12 protein-coding genes are annotated in these 17892 nt (G+C 44.0%); 7 read left to right on the forward strand and 5 right to left on the reverse strand.

Annotated features, from left to right (window positions below; all coding sequences use genetic code 11):
• Window positions 1-78: 78 nt before the first annotated feature.
• Window positions 79-462, reverse strand: a complete 384-nt coding sequence (locus ABDV94_RS00835) for a hypothetical protein (RefSeq protein WP_343603952.1) — start codon at window positions 460-462, stop codon at window positions 79-81.
• Between the two features lie 124 nt (window positions 463-586).
• Here ABDV94_RS00835 and ABDV94_RS00840 point away from each other — a divergent pair, with 124 nt between their 5' ends.
• The 3 genes from ABDV94_RS00840 (at window position 587) to ABDV94_RS00850 (ending at window position 3511) form a co-directional block, all read left to right on the forward strand.
• On the forward strand, window positions 587-1570 hold the full coding sequence (locus ABDV94_RS00840; protein WP_343603954.1) for a glycosyltransferase: 984 nt from the start codon (window positions 587-589) through the stop codon (window positions 1568-1570).
• Between the two features lie 90 nt (window positions 1571-1660).
• On the forward strand, window positions 1661-2755 hold the full coding sequence (locus tag ABDV94_RS00845) for a Nif3-like dinuclear metal center hexameric protein (protein ID WP_343603955.1): 1095 nt from the start codon (window positions 1661-1663) through the stop codon (window positions 2753-2755).
• A 3-nt stretch (window positions 2756-2758) separates the two neighbouring features.
• Window positions 2759-3511: a C4-type zinc ribbon domain-containing protein gene (locus tag ABDV94_RS00850; protein WP_343603957.1), complete on the forward strand. Its 753-nt coding sequence runs from the start codon at window positions 2759-2761 to the stop codon at window positions 3509-3511.
• An 81-nt stretch (window positions 3512-3592) separates the two neighbouring features.
• On the opposite strand, the gene ABDV94_RS00855 is transcribed toward ABDV94_RS00850, so the two are convergent.
• Window positions 3593-5032: a DNRLRE domain-containing protein gene (locus tag ABDV94_RS00855; RefSeq protein WP_343603958.1), complete on the reverse strand. Its 1440-nt coding sequence runs from the start codon at window positions 5030-5032 to the stop codon at window positions 3593-3595.
• Between the two features lie 313 nt (window positions 5033-5345).
• On the opposite strand from ABDV94_RS00855, the gene ccsA reads away from it, so the two are divergent.
• The 3 genes from ccsA to bshB1 are packed head-to-tail and all read left to right on the forward strand — an operon-like array spanning window position 5346 to window position 9727.
• Entirely contained in the window at window positions 5346-8546 is a 3201-nt protein-coding gene (ccsA, locus tag ABDV94_RS00860; RefSeq protein WP_343603959.1) for a cytochrome c biogenesis protein CcsA, read from the forward strand.
• Window positions 8543-9004, forward strand: a complete 462-nt coding sequence (locus tag ABDV94_RS00865; protein WP_343603960.1) for a glutathione peroxidase — start codon at window positions 8543-8545, stop codon at window positions 9002-9004. Before ccsA ends, ABDV94_RS00865 begins: the two co-directional genes overlap by 4 nt.
• Before the next feature lie 3 nt (window positions 9005-9007).
• Window positions 9008-9727: a bacillithiol biosynthesis deacetylase BshB1 gene (bshB1, locus tag ABDV94_RS00870; protein WP_343603961.1), complete on the forward strand. Its 720-nt coding sequence runs from the start codon at window positions 9008-9010 to the stop codon at window positions 9725-9727.
• Here the strand turns inward: bshB1 and ABDV94_RS00875 are convergent.
• On the reverse strand, window positions 9710-10243 hold the full coding sequence (locus ABDV94_RS00875; RefSeq protein ID WP_343603962.1) for an NADPH-dependent FMN reductase: 534 nt from the start codon (window positions 10241-10243) through the stop codon (window positions 9710-9712). The two genes, bshB1 and ABDV94_RS00875, sit on opposite strands and share 18 nt — an antisense overlap.
• Before the next feature lie 280 nt (window positions 10244-10523).
• Between ABDV94_RS00875 and ABDV94_RS00880 the strand changes: the two genes are divergently transcribed.
• Window positions 10524-12782: a S8 family serine peptidase gene (locus ABDV94_RS00880; protein ID WP_343603964.1), complete on the forward strand. Its 2259-nt coding sequence runs from the start codon at window positions 10524-10526 to the stop codon at window positions 12780-12782.
• A 112-nt stretch (window positions 12783-12894) separates the two neighbouring features.
• Here the strand turns inward: ABDV94_RS00880 and ABDV94_RS00885 are convergent, their stop codons facing one another.
• Window positions 12895-14511 (reverse strand): T9SS type A sorting domain-containing protein, encoded by a 1617-nt coding sequence (locus tag ABDV94_RS00885; protein WP_343603965.1) that lies wholly within the window; start codon window positions 14509-14511, stop codon window positions 12895-12897.
• Between the two features lie 379 nt (window positions 14512-14890).
• A complete protein-coding gene (locus tag ABDV94_RS00890) occupies window positions 14891-17860 on the reverse strand; it encodes a TonB-dependent receptor (RefSeq protein WP_343603967.1) in 2970 nt (989 codons plus the stop codon).
• Window positions 17861-17892: the final 32 nt, after the last annotated feature.

Raw genomic sequence — 17892 nt, forward strand, 5'->3', positions numbered from 1 at the left:
ATGGAAAATTAGAGAAAGGGAAGCCGTCCTGGAGGATGATTCCCTTTCTTCAAAAGTAGTGTAAGCAGGCGGGACTTGTTAAAGCCATTTGGATACAAACCGGTTAAACTCTTCGCGGAATTCACGGAATACACGCTCAAAGATGAGGATTTCTTCTTTTTCGTTTTGGTGGTATGGTACTTTTCTGTGATCACTTGCAACCGGATTTTTCTTGATTTCACGCTGTAACTCATCCTCTGCAAGGTGGATTTTATGCTGTATTTCATCCACGGTGTTCCGGTAAATGATCAGCTGATTTTGGAAATGCTCTACCAGGATGAGTACTTCTTTTTGGGTGTTTTTACGCGCAATTTCTTCCAGCCTTCCCTGGAGGATGGTTATTTCGTCTTTGAAGAAATCCAACTTGCCTGACCATTCAATGTTTTCTTCATGTTGTTTGAAAATATATTCGTTCTGACTCATGATTTTTAATGTCTAAGTGATGAAATTCATTTATCCTCAAAGCTAATGACTTGTAAATCTCTAAAAGATGATCTAAGTCAATAGAATTTATGATTTTTGTCGCAGCAAAGCCTAATTTAGCTTCATGGCACTGATTTCCATTCTTACACCTTACCGCAATGCGGAAAAATACATCCGGGAAACGGCTTTGTCAATTTTTGGGCAAACGCATACGAATTGGGAGTGGATTTTGGTGAATGATCACAGCGAGGAGAATGAACTGGCTGAAATCGCTGATTTATTGAATGATCCGAGAATTAAATGGCTTGAAAATAAGGGGAGAGGAATCGTGGATGCGCTTTGTATGGCATTTGAACATGCAAGCGGAGAATACATTACGCGCATGGATGCGGATGATGTGATGCCGGCGTTCAAGTTAATGGAATTCCTGCGCGTTCTTGAAAATGAGAAAGCGCAGATTGTTACGGGAAAAGTGAAATACTTCTCGCAAACCGGATTGATTTCTTCGGGGTATTTAGCGTATGAAAACTGGCTGAACGAGCGGGTAGAGCAGCAGGATTTTTACGGTCAGATTTACAGGGAGTGCACCCTTGCTTCCGGAAACTGGCTGATGCGGCGGTCGGATTTGGAAACATGCGGCGGTTTTACGCGACTAAACTATCCGGAAGACTATGATTTACTGTTTCGTTGGTATCAGTCGGGATATGTCATAACAGGTTTGGACCGGGTAACGCATTGGTGGCGGGATCACGATACGAGAACGTCGAAAACCAGTGCGGATTATGCTCAAAAAGCATTTTTCTCATTAAAGATTGATCGTTTTGTGAGTTTGGATTGGGATGAGAAACAGCAGTTGATTGTAAACGGGACAGGACAAAAAGGGCGGTTGGTTGCCAAACAATTGATTCAAAAACATGTTTCGTTTACCTGGATTTCCCACGAACCGGAAAAATTTCCGAAAGGTATTTATGGTCATGCAGTTTTGGGGATCGACACAATACCTGTGTGTGAGTGTGCTCAAATCTTAAATACCACGTTGATTGATGAATGCGAGTTGAAGGAATATTATCAATCGGTTATTTCTGAAGTTCGGTTTTTCAATTTGTAAGTGATGAAATGAAGACGAATCTGGGAAGAGGAAATGAATATGGAATTGATTCTGAATCTTCCTATCTTTGTGATACTAATTCGTTACAAAATGCTGGTCAAGGAACTCGTATCTTATTTAAATCAATTGGCACCGTTTACCTACCAGGAATCGTATGATAATTCGGGATTGCTGGTCGGAAATCCTGCCGCGGAGATCACCGGAGTGGTGGTTGCATTGGATTGCATTGAATCGGTGGTGGATGAAGCGATTTTGCACGGTGCGAATGTGGTGTTGACCCATCATCCGATTGTGTTCAAAGGGTTGAAACGCATTACAGGTGCAAATTATGTGGAACGTACGGTTTTAAAAGCAATCAAAAACGATATCAATCTCATTGCGATCCATACAAACCTGGACAATGTCCATTTCGGAGTGAACTACATCATCGCCGAAAAGCTGGGACTGACGGATCTGAAAATTCTAAGCCCGAAGGCTGCAACCATGTATAAGTTAGCCGTTTTTGTGCCTCAAACCCACGCGGATCTGATCCGGGAGGCTATGGCAAAAGCAGGAGCCGGGCACATCGGGGCATATAATTCCTGTAGCTTCAGTTCGAAAGGAGAAGGCAGATTCCGTCCGGATGAAGATGCAACGCCGTTTATCGGGAAAGCGGGCGAACTGGAAGTGGTGAAAGAAACGAAAGTAGAGGTTGTGGTAACTGAACATGCTGTTTCGGCAGTACTTCACGCGATGAAGGCAACCCATCCGTATGAAGAAGTTGCGTATGACCTGATTGCACTGACCAATACCAACGAATACATTGGTAGCGGGATGATCGGAACGCTGGCAGAAGGGATGGAAGCAATGGAATTTCTGCAGTATGTGAAACGGACATTCCACTGCGGAGCAATCCGGTATACCAATCCGACCAAATCGACCGTGAAACGGATCGCAGTTTGCGGAGGTTCAGGAAGTTTTTTACTGAAAGATGCCATTCGCGCCCATGCAGATGTTTTCATCACGGGAGACTTTAAATACCACGAATTTTTTGATGCGGAAGACCACCTGATGATTGCGGATATCGGTCATTTTGAATCTGAACAATATACTTCTGAATGGTTGGTAGCACAACTGAAGAAAAAAATTACTAAATTTGCGGTTCGTTTAACGAACGTAAATACGAATCCGATAAATTATCTCTAAAGTATGGCTGCAAAAGCAAGTACAAAAGAAACAACAGTTGCTGAAAAGTTGGACGCATTGTATGCGTTGCAAAAGATTGATTCTCAAATCGATAAAATTAGAACCGTTCGTGGCGAGTTGCCATTGGAGGTACAGGATCTGGAGGATGAGATCGAAGGGTTGGAGACCAGAATCAAAAACCTGCAGGATGAAGTGAAGGAATTGGACACAGAGATAGCGGATCGCAAACAGGCAACAAAAGATGCTGAAGCGGCTATCGTGAAGTTCAAGGAACAGCAAAATAATGTACGTAACAACCGTGAATTCGAGTCTTTGTCAAAAGAGATCGAATACCAGGAGTTGGAGATTAAATTGCACGACAAGCGTTCAAAAGAAGCAAAAGCAAAAATTGCTTCCAAGAAAGAAGTGCTTGAAGAAGCAAAGGAGCGTTTGGATTTGCGTAAAGGAGATCTGAAAGTAAAACAGGATGAGTTGAACGAAATCGTTGGTGAAACTCAGAAAGAAGAAGAAGAATTGATCGCGCAATCTGAAAAAGCGAAATCTTTGATCGATGCTCGTCTGATTGCTGCTTATGACCGTTTGCGTATGAATGCGAAAAATGGTTTGGCTGTAGTAGGAGTAGACCGTGATTCTTGTGGTGGATGTTTCAACAAAATCCCGCCTCAGCGTCAATTGGATATCGACACACGTAGAAAAGTAATCGTTTGTGAACACTGCGGAAGAATTTTGGTTCCGGCAGATGTCGTTGCAGAATAAACGAAACAAGAGATAGGAAAAGGGATTCGAAGTAACGCGAATCCCTTTTCTGGTTTTATACCGGATTAGTGCATGCAATGATTACTCCACAATCAGTTTTTCTACACGCGCGTTTCCGCCATTGATGACACGAACGAAATACAGTCCTTTCGGAAATGTTGAAACATCAAACTCTTCCGTTGCAGAGGCATTTTCTTTGACGTGCATGATTTGTCCCTGGGAATTGATCAGGTAAATTGAAAGTTGTTCCGCATTTTCCGTGATAACGGTTACCTGCCGGGATGCCGGATTCGGGTAAAGAGAAAAGACCGTTTCTTTTTCCGGTTGTTCATTTGCCGGCATGATTCTCGGAAGTGCCGCAGGGCGGTAACACACTTTCAGCGCAGGGTGAAGGGCACTGTTGGTATTGTCGCTGGAACCAAAAATCATCCGCCGGTAATAACTCTCGTTGGATAAGCGAAGCATGAAGCCGTAATTTCCGTAGGTTATCATATCCTGTACCATCCCCGTTACATTGATATTGGGATAATCGGTCAGAACAGAAGCTGGCCCGATTGAAACCTGGTTAATGGAAGAGGTAGAAGGCTGTGTTGCCCAGGTAACGGTATTTTCAGCCCAGGAAGTGGTTACCCGCTGGATGAGGGATTCGTTGGATCCGCTGAGGGTAGAATGAGAACCGTTCCCGGGAGAGTTATAAGCATAGAGGGAAAGTCTTGCTGAATCAATAATGGATCCGGAAGGAATACCTGACAGGTTAAATTCCAGTAAGCTGCGAACCGTAACAGGTGTGCCGTTGACTGTCCAGGCAATAGAAGATACTTCCGCAGCGTTTCCATAATTGGTTGTGTTATTGATACTATGCAGGTATGCATCTTTTCCGTCGTTGCTTCCAGGACGCTGGGTGATGCAGGTGACGTAACTGATCACCAATTTCGGATGCAGTGCACTGTTGCTATTATCACTGGAACCGAAAATCATGCGCCGGTAATAACTTTCAGTGGCCAGTCGGATCATAAACCCGTTGTTTCCTGAAACCAGCATGTCTGATACCATGGCTGTTACATCAATGTCAGTAAAATCAGTAATGCTGCTTGCAGGCCCGATGGTTACCTGGTTCGATGTGGTTGTGCTGGGTTGTGTAGCCCAGGTAACCATGTTTTCCGCCCAGGATGAGGTAACCCGTTGTATAAGCGAAGCATTGGACCCGCTGAGGGTAGAATGAGAGCCGTTTCCGGGAGAATTGAAACCGTAGAGGGACAGCTTGGCCGAAGTAATTGTGGCTCCCGCAGGAATAACAGAAAGGTCGAATTCAACAAGGCTTCTTACCGTTACCGGAGTTCCATTTACAGTCCATGCAATGGCTGAAACCTCCGTTGCACTTCCATAATTGGTGGTGCTGTTAATGCTGTGCAAATACGCATCTTTTCCATTTGTAGCCGAAGGTTGTAAAGTGATCGTTTGAGCAACGGATGTTGCACTGAATGCTGTTGCCAATAAAGCAAGTGTAACCATTCTTTTCATATTGATTGGATTTAAAATGACAATAGAAGGAGAGGAAACACCAGCAGACGGATGAGCATACTTTTTCCGGGAGATTGGTGAATAGTTGAGCTTTCATTTCAGTGAAGTGTGTTAGTATTTTCTGAACATAATATACTGTCTTCAAGAGTAAGAACCAAATAAAATGAAGTTTTTTAGTGTGTCATTGGATGTTTTATGCCATCCGATGGTGTTTTCTGTAAACGGATTCTTCTTGTTTTTCCTTTCGGATTTCTGATTGAAAACCCAAACGAATCCTTATTTTTGCACTTGAAATTTATCAATCCGTTTTTACATGGAAAAAATAGCAAAAGCGCTTTTCTCTATGCGCGCGATGGCAATGGGATTATTCATCTTCCTGTCAGCAATTGCCATAGCTACGTTCATCGAATCGTCAGAAGATACCCAGGCTGCCAAATTGTGGATCTACAACGCCAAATGGTTTGAATTGCTTCTGGCATTTCTTTCCGTGAACCTGGTCGCAAATATTTTCCGCTATCAAATGTGGAAACGGGAGAAAATTGCGTTGTTGCTTTTCCACGTATCGTTTATCGTGGTGATTATCGGTGCATGGGTGACACGCTATGTGAGTTATGAAGGAATTATGCCGATCCGTGAAGGACAGGCTTCCAATACCGTTTATACGTCTGATCCGTATCTATGGGTGAATGTGAACGACGGAAAAATGCAGTACACCAACGATGTGAAGGCATTTATGGCAGAATCTTACCCGTTCAACAGTGCTTCGATGGATATTGATTTTCCGAACCACAAAACACCGGTTTCGATCGAATACGTGGATTTCAAATCCAAACAAATCGATACCATTGAAATCAACCCGAAATACAAAACCAGCGCGCTGGATATTGTAACGGACGGAATGAAATCCAACTATGTAATCGATAACGAGATTTTCTCACTCAACGGTGTAAACATCGCTTTCACGGAGAAATTGGTGAGTGGTGTGAACATTTACCGGAAGCATGATACCCTGCGTTTGAAACCGACGATGCCTTTGCAGTACATCCCGATGAAGGAAATGCAGAAAGCACGTCAGAGCGGGATTGCTCCGCCGGATTCGGTGTTTGTGAAAGTGGCTCCGGGACAGGAAGTAGTGTTTGCTACCACGACGCTTTACCAAATCGGAGGACAGCAGTTTGTATTCAAGCAGGAAATTCCGAATGTAGGTAAAAAGCTGATTTCATCCGGTCGAAAAGATACCGGGTCTGATTACCTGACAATTAAATTGACGGACGGAAATGAGAGCAAGATCGTGCGTTTGAAAGGCGGATTGAAAACAGTTGGTGATCCGGCATTTTTCGAGTTCAATGGTTTGAATTACCATATCGAGTACGGAATGAAGCGTATCAAAATTCCATTCTATATGAAATGTAATGATTTCATTCTGGATCGTTACCCTGGATCAGATATGCCTTCTTCTTATGCGAGTGATCTGCAGGTATTGGATACGGCACATGGCGAATTCGGAACCAAGCGGGTATTTATGAACCACGTATTGGATTACGGTGGCTACCGTTTCTTCCAGTCTTCCTATGACCCGGATGAAATGGGAACCATTTTGAGTGTGAACCACGATTTTTGGGGAACCAATATCACCTATTTCGGATATTTAATGATGTTTATCGGTATGATTTTTAGTTCGTTTGCGCCATCTTCGAGATTCAGAGAGTTATTGAAAAGTCTGAAGAATTCGAATGCGAAAAAAGCAATGAGTGTCTTGTTTGCGTTGAGTTCTTTATCTGCATTTGCACAGGATTCGGCGGAACATGTACACGATCACGACCATGAACATACTCACACGCATCAGCAAATGCCTGCTGCTCCGGCAAACCCGGTCGTATATTTCATTTCGGAAGATCAAAGTGAAGAATTGTCTACCTTACTGGTTCAGAGCGGGGGGCGTATCATCCCGATACAAACCATGTGTGACCAGGTTCTGCGTAAGTTATACCGTTCGAACAAATACGAAGGAAGAAACGCTGTTCAAACGGTCATCAGCATGCACATGTACCCGGATTACTGGCTAAATCAGCCGATCATTTGGGTTCCCAGCGCACTGCTTGAAAAATACAACCTGCCTCAATACATTTCTTTCCGTGAATTGACGGATGAAACGGGGAATTTTAAATTCATCAATGATTACAATACTGCTTTGCAAAAATCGGAAGCCCAGCAGTCTGAAGCTCAAAAGAAACTGATTAAGCTGGGGGAGAAATACCAGGTTTTCCTGGAGGTTGTGAACTGGGATTTCATGAAAATCATCCCATTGAAGGGAGATAAAACAAACCGTTGGTTCATGCCGTTCAACCAGGAGCTGATGGCAAAAGACAGTGTGACAAGCAGGTTGGCGTTGAGCTATATCAGTTCCCTGAACGATGCGGCGAAATCCAATGGAAATTATACCAAGTCAACTCAGTTGCTGAATGACTTGAAAAAACAACAGCGTGCTTTGGCTCCTGCTTCGATTCTCCCTTCCGAAACACACGTGAAAGCAGAAGTCTCCTACAACAAGATGGGAATTTTCAAGAATTCAATGAATGGCTACCTGCTGGGAGGCGTTTTACTGCTTATTATTTTCCTGATCAAGTTGTTTTTTAATCCTTCTGTACGTTCCGAAAAAAGATATTCGGTACTATCCAAAGTGATCGTGGTACTACTGGCGGTTGTTTTCGTTTATCACGGAGTAGGCCTGGGGATGAGAAGTTACGTTTCTGGTCGCGCTCCCTGGAGTGACGGATATGAGGCGATGGTTTTCATTGCATGGGTTGTGGCTCTTTTAGGTTTGGTTTTATCGCGCGTGAGTGTGGTGATTTTAGGTGCAGCTTGTTTGCTGGCAGCATTCTTTATCATTGTTTCCGAAATGAACCTGCTTGATCCGGAGATTACCCCTTTGCAGCCGGTACTGAAAAGTTATTGGTTAATGATCCACGTAGCGATTATTACCAGCAGTTATGCCTTTTTAGGACTGGCATTCATCCTGGGGATGATTAACATTGTTTTGTATGCTGCCCGCAATAAGAGAAATGGAGCAGATGTAACGAAGATTATTCATATCCTGACTGCAGTCTCCGAAATGACGATGATCGTCGGGTTGTTCATGCTGACGATCGGGACATTCCTTGGCGGAATCTGGGCCAATGAGTCGTGGGGAAGATACTGGGGGTGGGATCCGAAAGAGACCTGGGCTTTGGTTTCGGTGCTCGTTTATGCCATCATTCTGCATTTTAGATATATTCCGGGATTGAAGGGCAAATTTGCGTTCAATGTGGCAAGTATGTGGGGATATGCATCTATTTTGTTTACGTTCTTCGGAGTGAACTTCATCCTGGTAGGATTACACTCTTATGCAAACGGTGACGGATCGGTGAACTTGCCCGGATATGTTTGGGCTACCATTGCAGCTTTCCTGGGACTGACGATTTTTGCAGGAATCCGGAATAAGAAGTACATTCAATCTCAAAGAGAATTGTTATGACATTGTATGATTTTTCATTGAATTACCTGAACGGAAAACCGATCGACTGGAAAGATTTTCAGGGTAAAAAAGTGCTTTTGGTGAATGTGGCTTCGCAATGCGGGCTGACTCCTCAGTATACACAGCTCCAGGAACTGATGGACACCTTTGGTGGAGATCGGTTCACTGTTTTGGGCGTTCCATGTAATGATTTTGCAGGACAAGAACCGGGAACGGCAGAAGAGATCGCTACTTTTTGTTCCACAACCTACGGAGTGAGTTTTCCGTTGTCTGAGAAGATTCATACTGTTGGTGCTGAGATTCACCCGCTGTATCAGTGGTTGTTTGAGCAAACAGGATCGGAAGTGTCCTGGAACTTTCAAAAGTATTTGATGAACGAAAAAGGAGAAGTGTCGGGAGTATATACTCCGCAGACAGAACCTGCCGATGAGCAGATTTTAGATTGGATTAAGCAATAAATCATGAGTCAGATTGACATATTAGCGATCGGTGCGCACCCGGACGATGTGGAACTTTCCGCAGCCGGAACCTTACTGAAACACCGTGCCCTTGGGTTTTCTACCGGAATCATTGATTTGACACAGGGAGAACTGGGGTCTCGAGGAACGAAGGAAACACGAAAGGAAGAGGCTGCAGATGCTGCTGAAATCCTGGGGCTTTCGGCACGTGTCAATCTGAAAATGGCGGATGGCTTTTTCACGCATTCGGAAGAAAACCTGTTGCTGCTTGTTGAGCAGATTCGCCGCTTCAAACCATCCATTGTGTTGGTCAATGCGGTTTCAGACCGTCACCCGGATCACGGAAAGGGGAGTAAACTGGCTTCTGAGGCTTGTTTTCTGGCCGGATTGCGCCGCATTGAAACGAACTGGGACGGAAAAGCTCAGGAAGCTCACCGGCCGAAAGCGGTGTATCATTACATCCAGGATCGCTACCTGAAACCCGATTTCGCAATTGATGTAACCGATTTCGTGGAACAAAAATTCGATTCCATCAAAGCATACAAAACCCAGTTTTGGGATCCGGATTCCACAGAGCCGAAAACGCCCATTTCAGGCGAAGAATTTTTCGAGTTTCTACGCGGAAGAATGGCCGAGTTCGGACGAAGTATCGGCGTACGGTATGCGGAAGGATATACTGTTGAAAGACTTCCAGGAGTGGATTCCTTATTTGATCTTCGCTAAGGTTTCCTTTACGTTTTCAATCAAATCGTCAAACTCTTTTTTCAACTCTTCGTTGATGATTCCGTCTTTGAAGTTTTCTCCGAAGCTCGGAAGGCTGAAATGTCCTAAAATATTTGCCGTATGACGCGGGAAACGGCTCAGAGCGGCTTCGAGTACAAACTTTGCCCCGAGTTTACCCGGCGAGGTAGAAATGAGCAGCATCGGCTTTTCGTGGAAGACACTGTTGTTGAGTCGTGAACACCAATCCAGTGTATTTTTAAAAGCTGCGGAATAACTTCCGTTGTGTTCAGTCATGGAAACAACCAGGAAATCCGCGTTCTCGATGATTTCATGAAATTCATAGGCTTCATCCGGGTAACCATCTTCTTTTTCTTTGTCTACAGAGAATACCGGCATTTCAAAGTCGTTCAAATCAATCATGTTGATTTCCCCCTCGAACTGGTGCGCGGCATAATGCGCGAATTGCTGGTTGATGGAAGATTTGCTGGTGCTGGCTCCGAATGCTAATATTTTCATCTGACGTTTGTTTTTGCGAAGGTAATGATATTCCCAATTTAAAGGAATTCTTTTAGTTACTGATTTTACAGAAGAGTTGCTATTGAATGCCTCGATGGAATTTTCGTTATGCGCTCATCCTTTGGGGTAAAAAAGGAATCATGGACTGAACCTTTCGGTTGATTTTTCGTGCAAACTCTAGGTTAAATAACTGGAAATTTGTTATATTTCATATCATATTGTTTGTTTCAGCTACAAGGACAAACAAGCCACTATTTATTAACCCTTTCATTGAAAAACCATGAAAAAAACATGTTTATCAATTGGCCTTTTGGCCTTTGCTGTATGTTGTACACAGCTCGCATACACGCAGGTAGTTATTGTCCCGACAGACGAAATTACCCCACCTAACGACCCGTATTACCCGCTTCAATGGTCGCACAATAACACCGGTACCGTTCCCACATTCCCGGGAACAGGAGTTTGTGGTCTCCCGGGATTCGATATGAATATTCCCGAAGCCTGGGCATACTTGAATAACAGAAAAGTCATCTACCCGGTACGTGTTGGAATTCTTGATTCGGGGCTGGATCCGGTGCATCCAGACCTTAATACTGCGCGCCTTTTGCCGGGCAAGAACTTTTCGGTAACTCCATACAATTTCAATACAATGGATACATACGGGCATGGTACTCACGTATTGGGAGCTATTGCGGCAACGGTAAACAATGGTATTGGAATAGCCGGTGTTGACAGAAATTGCCTGGTGATGCCTCTAAAAATAGATCCATCTGTAACAATAAGTCAGAGAGTACATATTGCCGATGCCATTCGCTATGCTGTAAATAATAATATCAAAGTGATCAACATGAGCTTTGGATGGAATGAACGAACAATCAATAATGATATCCGTGAAGCAATTTCGTACGGGATAGCCAATGGGTGTACGTTTGTAGGAGCAGCCGGTAATTTTAATACCAATGAAGTTCATTTTCCGGCAAAAGTCGGAATTGCAGTCGGAGCAGCCAATCCGTGCGGGGCCATAAAAAGTCCTGCCACATCGCTGACTTGTGAGCAAGACTTTCGAACCATTATGGATGAAACGGGTACGTACATTACCTGGGGTTCAAATTACGGACCCGGACTGGATGTGATGGGGCCGGGAACGATGCTTCCTGCCATTGACATTCCCGGTTCACAGGGGTTATCCGGCTACACGGATTGTAATGCAGGAACCTGTTATCATCCCGGAATCAATGGGGATTACGTTACGGATGCTTTTGGGACGTCCATTGCAGCACCTTACGTGACAGGAATTGTTTCTCAGATGCTTTCCGTAAAAACGCAATTAAAAATGCATGAAGTAGAGAATTTGTTGTTGCAGGCCTCTATCACGCCGATGGTCGGAGGGTATCATTTTCCGGATGCTTATGAAGCAATTATTTTGGCTTCGAATTATACTCCAGGTAGTTACCAGTTGGCTGATTTGGCTGTAGATCAGGTTGTTTATGAAAGAATAAATCCAACCACCGTTCAGGCAACCATTACTGTTTCTAACAAATCGACCACGGTTCCTTCTGATCCGACTCAGCTTCAGGCATACCTGTCATTTACCAGGGAATACAACGGTTACTTCAGTGACAATGCATTTTCTCCTGCACAAATCAGTATACCGGCGATTGCACCGGGGGTCACGAATACATACGTAATACAGCTTCCGTATATTGATTATAACCCCGTAGATTACAAAATGTGGCTGAATGCCCTTGTAGACCCAGGGATGGTACAGTATGAAACGGATGATGCGAATAATGGACGTTCTATTTTCGTAAGTCCGAATAACAGTATTCTTCCAATAGACCAGACGACTGGCCTGGAGGAAATAAAAAATCCGCAGACACTGATCAATAAGCCGGATCTTATTCCTGCGCAGGTTGCCTATTCTGTAAATGTTAGCTGGCTTGGAAAAGCGGTCAATATGACGTATAGCGTAAAAAATGCAGGAACGGCAAACGGAACTCTATACCTGTTCCGTGATGCTGTCAGATACTGGGACTCTTATGATGCAACACTTAGCAGTGATGACTTGCTTCTTGGTGCTGAAAACATGAATGGTGTCATCACACTGACTCCCGGACAAGAAATGATTTTTCCGAACAAGAGCAAACTGGCTTCCCGTTCCTACCTCTTAATCCAGGTTGATGCAGAATACCTGAACGATGAATCGGATGAGACAAATAATGTGTATGCTATTCCGCTTATTCATACTTCCGGAATGTCTGAGAGAGAAGAAAACCCGGTGGATTCCCTTGTTGAACTGAATATGGAACTGTTTCCAAATCCGGCAAAAGAACAAGTTGTCCTGACGATTGAGACGAATGGCGCTGGTAAGATAATACTGACGGATCTGTTGGGACACACCTTGCAGGAGCAGCAATTGACAGAAGGCGGAAAGCAAAAGCGGGTATTGGATACTCGTCAGTTATCTCCGGGAACATACTTCGTAGAATGGAGACCCGGATCCGGTAGAAGTGTTTTGAAAAAGCTGGTTATTCAGTAATGGATTGATCATAAAAAAGGTCTGGGCGAAAAATTTTTCGCCCAGACCTTTTTGCTATAAAACTAAACTAACAGAGAAAACATTTTTTCCTCTCAGCTTTCGCTGATCAGTCTTATTTTACGACGCTCAATTTTACTGTTTTAACCGCATTCGCTGATTTTACAACCGCGTAATACAATCCCTGAGCGAAAGTAGAAGAGTTGATTGTGAACTCGTGTGTTCCAACTTCTGCATATTTAGAAGCTACAGTTTGGATCACTTGTCCGTTTGAGTTCATTACGATTACTTCGATTTCGTTATCCTGAGCAACATCAACAAACAAGGTAGCGTTTGCGTTCGTTGGGTTCGGGTACAAAGAAACTCCTGCGATAGCTGAATTCTCGATCAATCCTACCAATCCTGTGAAATCAGAACCGGTCAAAAGCGGAGAGTTTGCAGCCGGACGGTAGTCAGGAGAAGTGTAGTTGTAAGGAGTAACAAGGATGTTCGCAGTAGAAACGATAGAATCGTTCATTCCTGCAGCAAACCAAGCCTGGATAGGGAATGTGCTTCCAGTGTTTACTTCTGTTACTTTACCCGGAGAGTTACCAGCAACGATGTTGTTTTTGTAGATGATCAATCCGCTGGTAGCGTTTCCTTCACATGCAGAACCATCGATGTGAACTCCACGTACGAAATCCATGAAGATAGAGTTACGGATGTTCAAAGCAGAGTTACGACGGATACGAGCTCCACGACGGTAACCAGCAGCTACTGTGCTTGAAGGGTTTCCACGGTATGGCCCGATTGCGGTAATGTTAGAGAAGATTGCGTGTGTTTGTGGTGTACTTGTAGAACCAGAAGCATCGTTATCAGATTCGAAACCTTCAGAAGTAGAAACAGATGGGTTATCAGCGATATCCGGGTCACGAACGATCAATCCGAACTGAACTTTTCCTGAGAATCCATTGTCTGTGTCGAAATCGTCATCCAATCCTCTGTAAGCTACCAGGTGTTTACAGTTTACTGTTCCTCCGAACCACTCATAAGAGTCATCATTACTGAAAGATACCTGAACGTAGTCGATTACGGTAGCATCTCCAACTGAACCGAAAGTGATTCCGTTGATTTCTTTATCCTGCTGGTAAGCATATCCAGGAAACTCAACACGTACGTATTTCAACGTTCCTGAGTTATCGTGTGCATCCGGTGTAGTACCACCACCGAATTCTGTATCTGTAGTAGGAGCCAGACCTTCGATGTTTGCTACTCCGCTTGGCTGGTTGTTAGCTGCTTTTCCTAAAAGAATCAAACCTCCCCAGTCACCTGCTGCACGGGAACCTGCTGCCTGGTTGGAAGTAAATACGATTGGACTGTTTGCCGTACCTTCAGCCATCAGTTTTGCGCCTTTGGTGATGAACAAACCTGAACCCAATACTGCTTTGTCACCCATGATGATTGTTCCTGGCTCGATAGTCAAAGTAGCGTTGTTTTTAACGTAAATCTGACCTTGAAGCAAGTAAATGTTTCCTGCAGTCCAGGTAGTGTTTGATGTAATGTTTGTTGTAATGGTTACGGTTGGAGATCCGTAGTTGGTGTTTTGAGGATCCCAGTTAGACCATCCGTCTGTCCACATAGCTGTTGGAGCCGGAGCAAATGCACCACGGTAAGTAGTCGCTTCAAACGACTGTCCGAATGCTGCCAGAGCACCCAAACCTGCAAACATTGCACTTAAGTAAATTTTTTTCATTTTTCCTTTTTTTTCTTGGTACAAAATTGATTTACTAACCTTGTTCAATCCTTTCTTTTAAGTTACGATTCGAGTAAATAAATGTTAAGTGCGTTTTAAGCGAATTAGTATTAATTTAATATTGATAAAAGGGTTTAGTTTTTCGATTTAGCGAGAAAGAGCCGTATGTCTGAAAGGTCGGGGGGATTGAACAGAATGGAGGGTAGTGAGCCGGTTGTTTAAACTTTCGGTAACAAAAAGTACCGCTGGAAAATCCGGATTTCTTTTAAAAAAACGCTCCGTAGATTTTAGCGGAGGAGACAATATTCATGTGCGATTTTACCTCATAAAAAAGCCACCCGCTAAGAAACGGATGGCCTTTCAGGCGTCTTTGTGAATCTTATAATCGGATGCTTACAGAAGCTGTAAATGTTGTTCCGAAATTCGATTTCCAAACCTGCTGGTCGATATTTTTGTCGTAGTTATTGTTGTTATTCTTGTCACCTACAAAGATGGTGTTGAAAAATGCATTCATTCCTTTTACGGAAGAGCGCTGTGTAGAACTGTTCTGGTAGAAGATCTGATCTTGTGCCAGGATGTTCTGAATGTTCAATTTGAACTGTGCACGACCTTTCCAGAATCCTTTGGTGATCTGCAAATCCAGGAATGTACGCGCTTTCTCCCACAAATCCGGTTCGTTTACGTTTCCTACGATGTAGATACGCTGCCCCACACGGTTGATGTTCAATGCGATTCCCCACAAGTTGCGCGGGTTGTCGTAACGAAGTCCTGCGTTGAAAACGTAAGGAGATTGTCCCTGAAGCGGTCTGGAATCAGCTGCACTTCCCACCACATTGGAAACATCCACTTTTGAACGGATGATTGACAAGTTAGAATAAATAGTCAATTTATCAAAGAACGAAGAAGTGTCCATTTTAAAGATGGTAGAGACCAATGATCGAGCTTCCAGCTCCAATCCGTAGTTTGTTGCGGAAGGTACATTCTGGAAGGAGATCTCATTCACAACGTCCGCACGTGATTTCTGTTCGATCGGGTTGATGAAGTTTTTGTAGAAGATGGTTGCTGAAACCAATTGTCCTCTTCCTGCAAATGTTTCGTATCTCAAATCCAGGTTGTGGATCAAAGCACGCTTCAGCGTATCGTTTCCTGAAACAACGAAGTTCGTGGTGAAATCGTAGAATGCAAACGGAGCAAGCTCTCTGTACTCAGGTCTGTTCAATGTTTGAGAGTAGCTCAAACGCACGTTTGTTTTCTTGTTTGCTTCGAAAATCGCGTTAACAGATGGAAGGAAATCCAATTTCTGTGTGTTGATTTTCAATTCAGATTTGTTATCGCGCTGTGAGTTCAATTGTTGCTGGAAGTATTCAGCACGCACACCGTAGATGAAACGCAAACGCTTCGCAAAACGATTATCCAACATGATGTATGCTGCATTCAAAACAGATTGCGCATCGTATTTGTCGGAAGGCTTGGTAGCGTCTGTTAATTTGAATCCACCAACACCCGGGTTTCCGTTTTGTCCTGCAGCAATCAATCCCATGTTTTCCGGAGCGAAAATCTGGTCTTCCGGCAAGTAAAGCAGGTTGTCGTCAAACTTCACACTTCCTCCTGTAACACCGTAGCGGGTATAACCCAACTGACGTGCTTCGAATTTTCTGGAACGAATCTGGTTGTACACTCCCACTTTGAATTCGCTTTTGATTTTTCCGAACAGGTTCGTTTCGTATGTCAGATCCAAACGCTCGTTGAAAGAGCTTTCTTTCGTTTCTGAGAAGAACATTCCTCCACCGTAGCTTGGACCAACGTTTGTGTATGAAATATTCGCAACATACATGGTGTCTTTCGGATTCGGGTTGCTCGGGTCAATGACATACTTGTTTCTCGTATAGATTGAACGGCTCAGGTTCGGAACAGAACGCTGAACGTTGCTGTATCCCGCCAACCAGTTTACTTTAAACCCTTTTGCTCTCAAACCATGCTGCCCTTCCAGCTGACCGGAATAAACGCGGTCTGATGTAAACCAGCGTGCATTGGAACGGATCAGGTTCGGGTTTGTTTCCATCGGATTGATTTCACCTGTACGGTTGATCAGTTTATCCGATGAGTTGATGCTGTAGATATTTTTGAAGTTAATGGTGTTGCGCTCATTCAGTTTCAGGGCAAAGTTTGCCAAAGCACCAGCCAGTAGGTTCGTAGCGTTGTTTTTGTCCAGGTATTCGTAATCGATCTGAGTTGCTTGTGCTGAATTCGGATCGGTACTGTTGGAGTAACCGCGGCGAACTGTTTCGTTGTAGCTGTAGCTTCTGCTGTAAGTCAAAGCGGCAATCATACCGAATTCGCGCTTTCCGAATTTCTTGTTGAATCCTCCGGATCCCTGAACGCTCAGGTTCGGTAAAAATTTACTGTCAGTTGTTCCCCAGCTCGTTGAAAATTGCTGCGCCAGTTTTGCCTGGTCGTGAATGTTTGTCGGGAAATTTGACTGTGAAGGAATGGCAGACGGCATCTTTCTGGTTCCGTCGTCGATTCCCAGCCAATCCATTTTTCCGCCTTTGTAAGAAGTACGGTCCTGGAATGTGGTAATGGTATTGATCCCTGTTCCCAACTGGAACGAAAGGAAACTTTTCTCCGGAATGCTTTTTGTGTTGATCTGGATCAAACCACCGGCAAATTCGGCAGGCTGATCCGGAGTTGCAGATTTGGTGATTGTCAGGTTATCGAGCATATTCGAAGGGAACATGTCGAATGAAAATGCTTTTCGGTCACTTTCGGAACTCGGAAGGGGAGAGCCATTTAAGAAAGCCGCATTGTACCGGTCATTCAATCCGCGGATTACCGCAAATTTGTTATCCTGGATACTTGCTCCGCTGACCATTTTCAATACGTCACTCGTATTACTTGCCGTTGATTTGGCAATGGACTGGCTCGACATGACGTCTCCAACGCTTACTGCATTTTTCTGTGCCAAAACAACTCCCTGATCCGTATCTGTAATTCTTCTTGCTGTGATGACTACTTCTACAAGCGAATCTTCCGCCGGAGGAGACATGACCACATCTATGGTGGTTACTTCTCCGTTTTTTACAGGAATGTCATTGACAACCTGAGTAGGAATTCCCGGGTAAACCACACGAATGGAGTAGGTTCCTTTTTCCAGTTTGTCAAAGTTGTAAATCCCCTCGATATCCGACAGGATTCGTTTGCTTTGCTGGATCAATTCAACCTGTGCGGACGGAAGCCCTTCTCCGGTTTCAGCATCAATAATTTTCCCCTGAATAACCCCGGTGTTTTTGTCCTGTGCAAATCCAATGCTTACAAGTAAAAGTGAAACAACGGATAGAAATATCTTCATAGCTTTAATTTTGGTGCAAAGGAACAGCTATA

The organism is Fluviicola sp. (genome assembly GCF_039596355.1).
Taxonomy (GTDB): domain Bacteria; phylum Bacteroidota; class Bacteroidia; order Flavobacteriales_D; family Crocinitomicaceae; genus Fluviicola.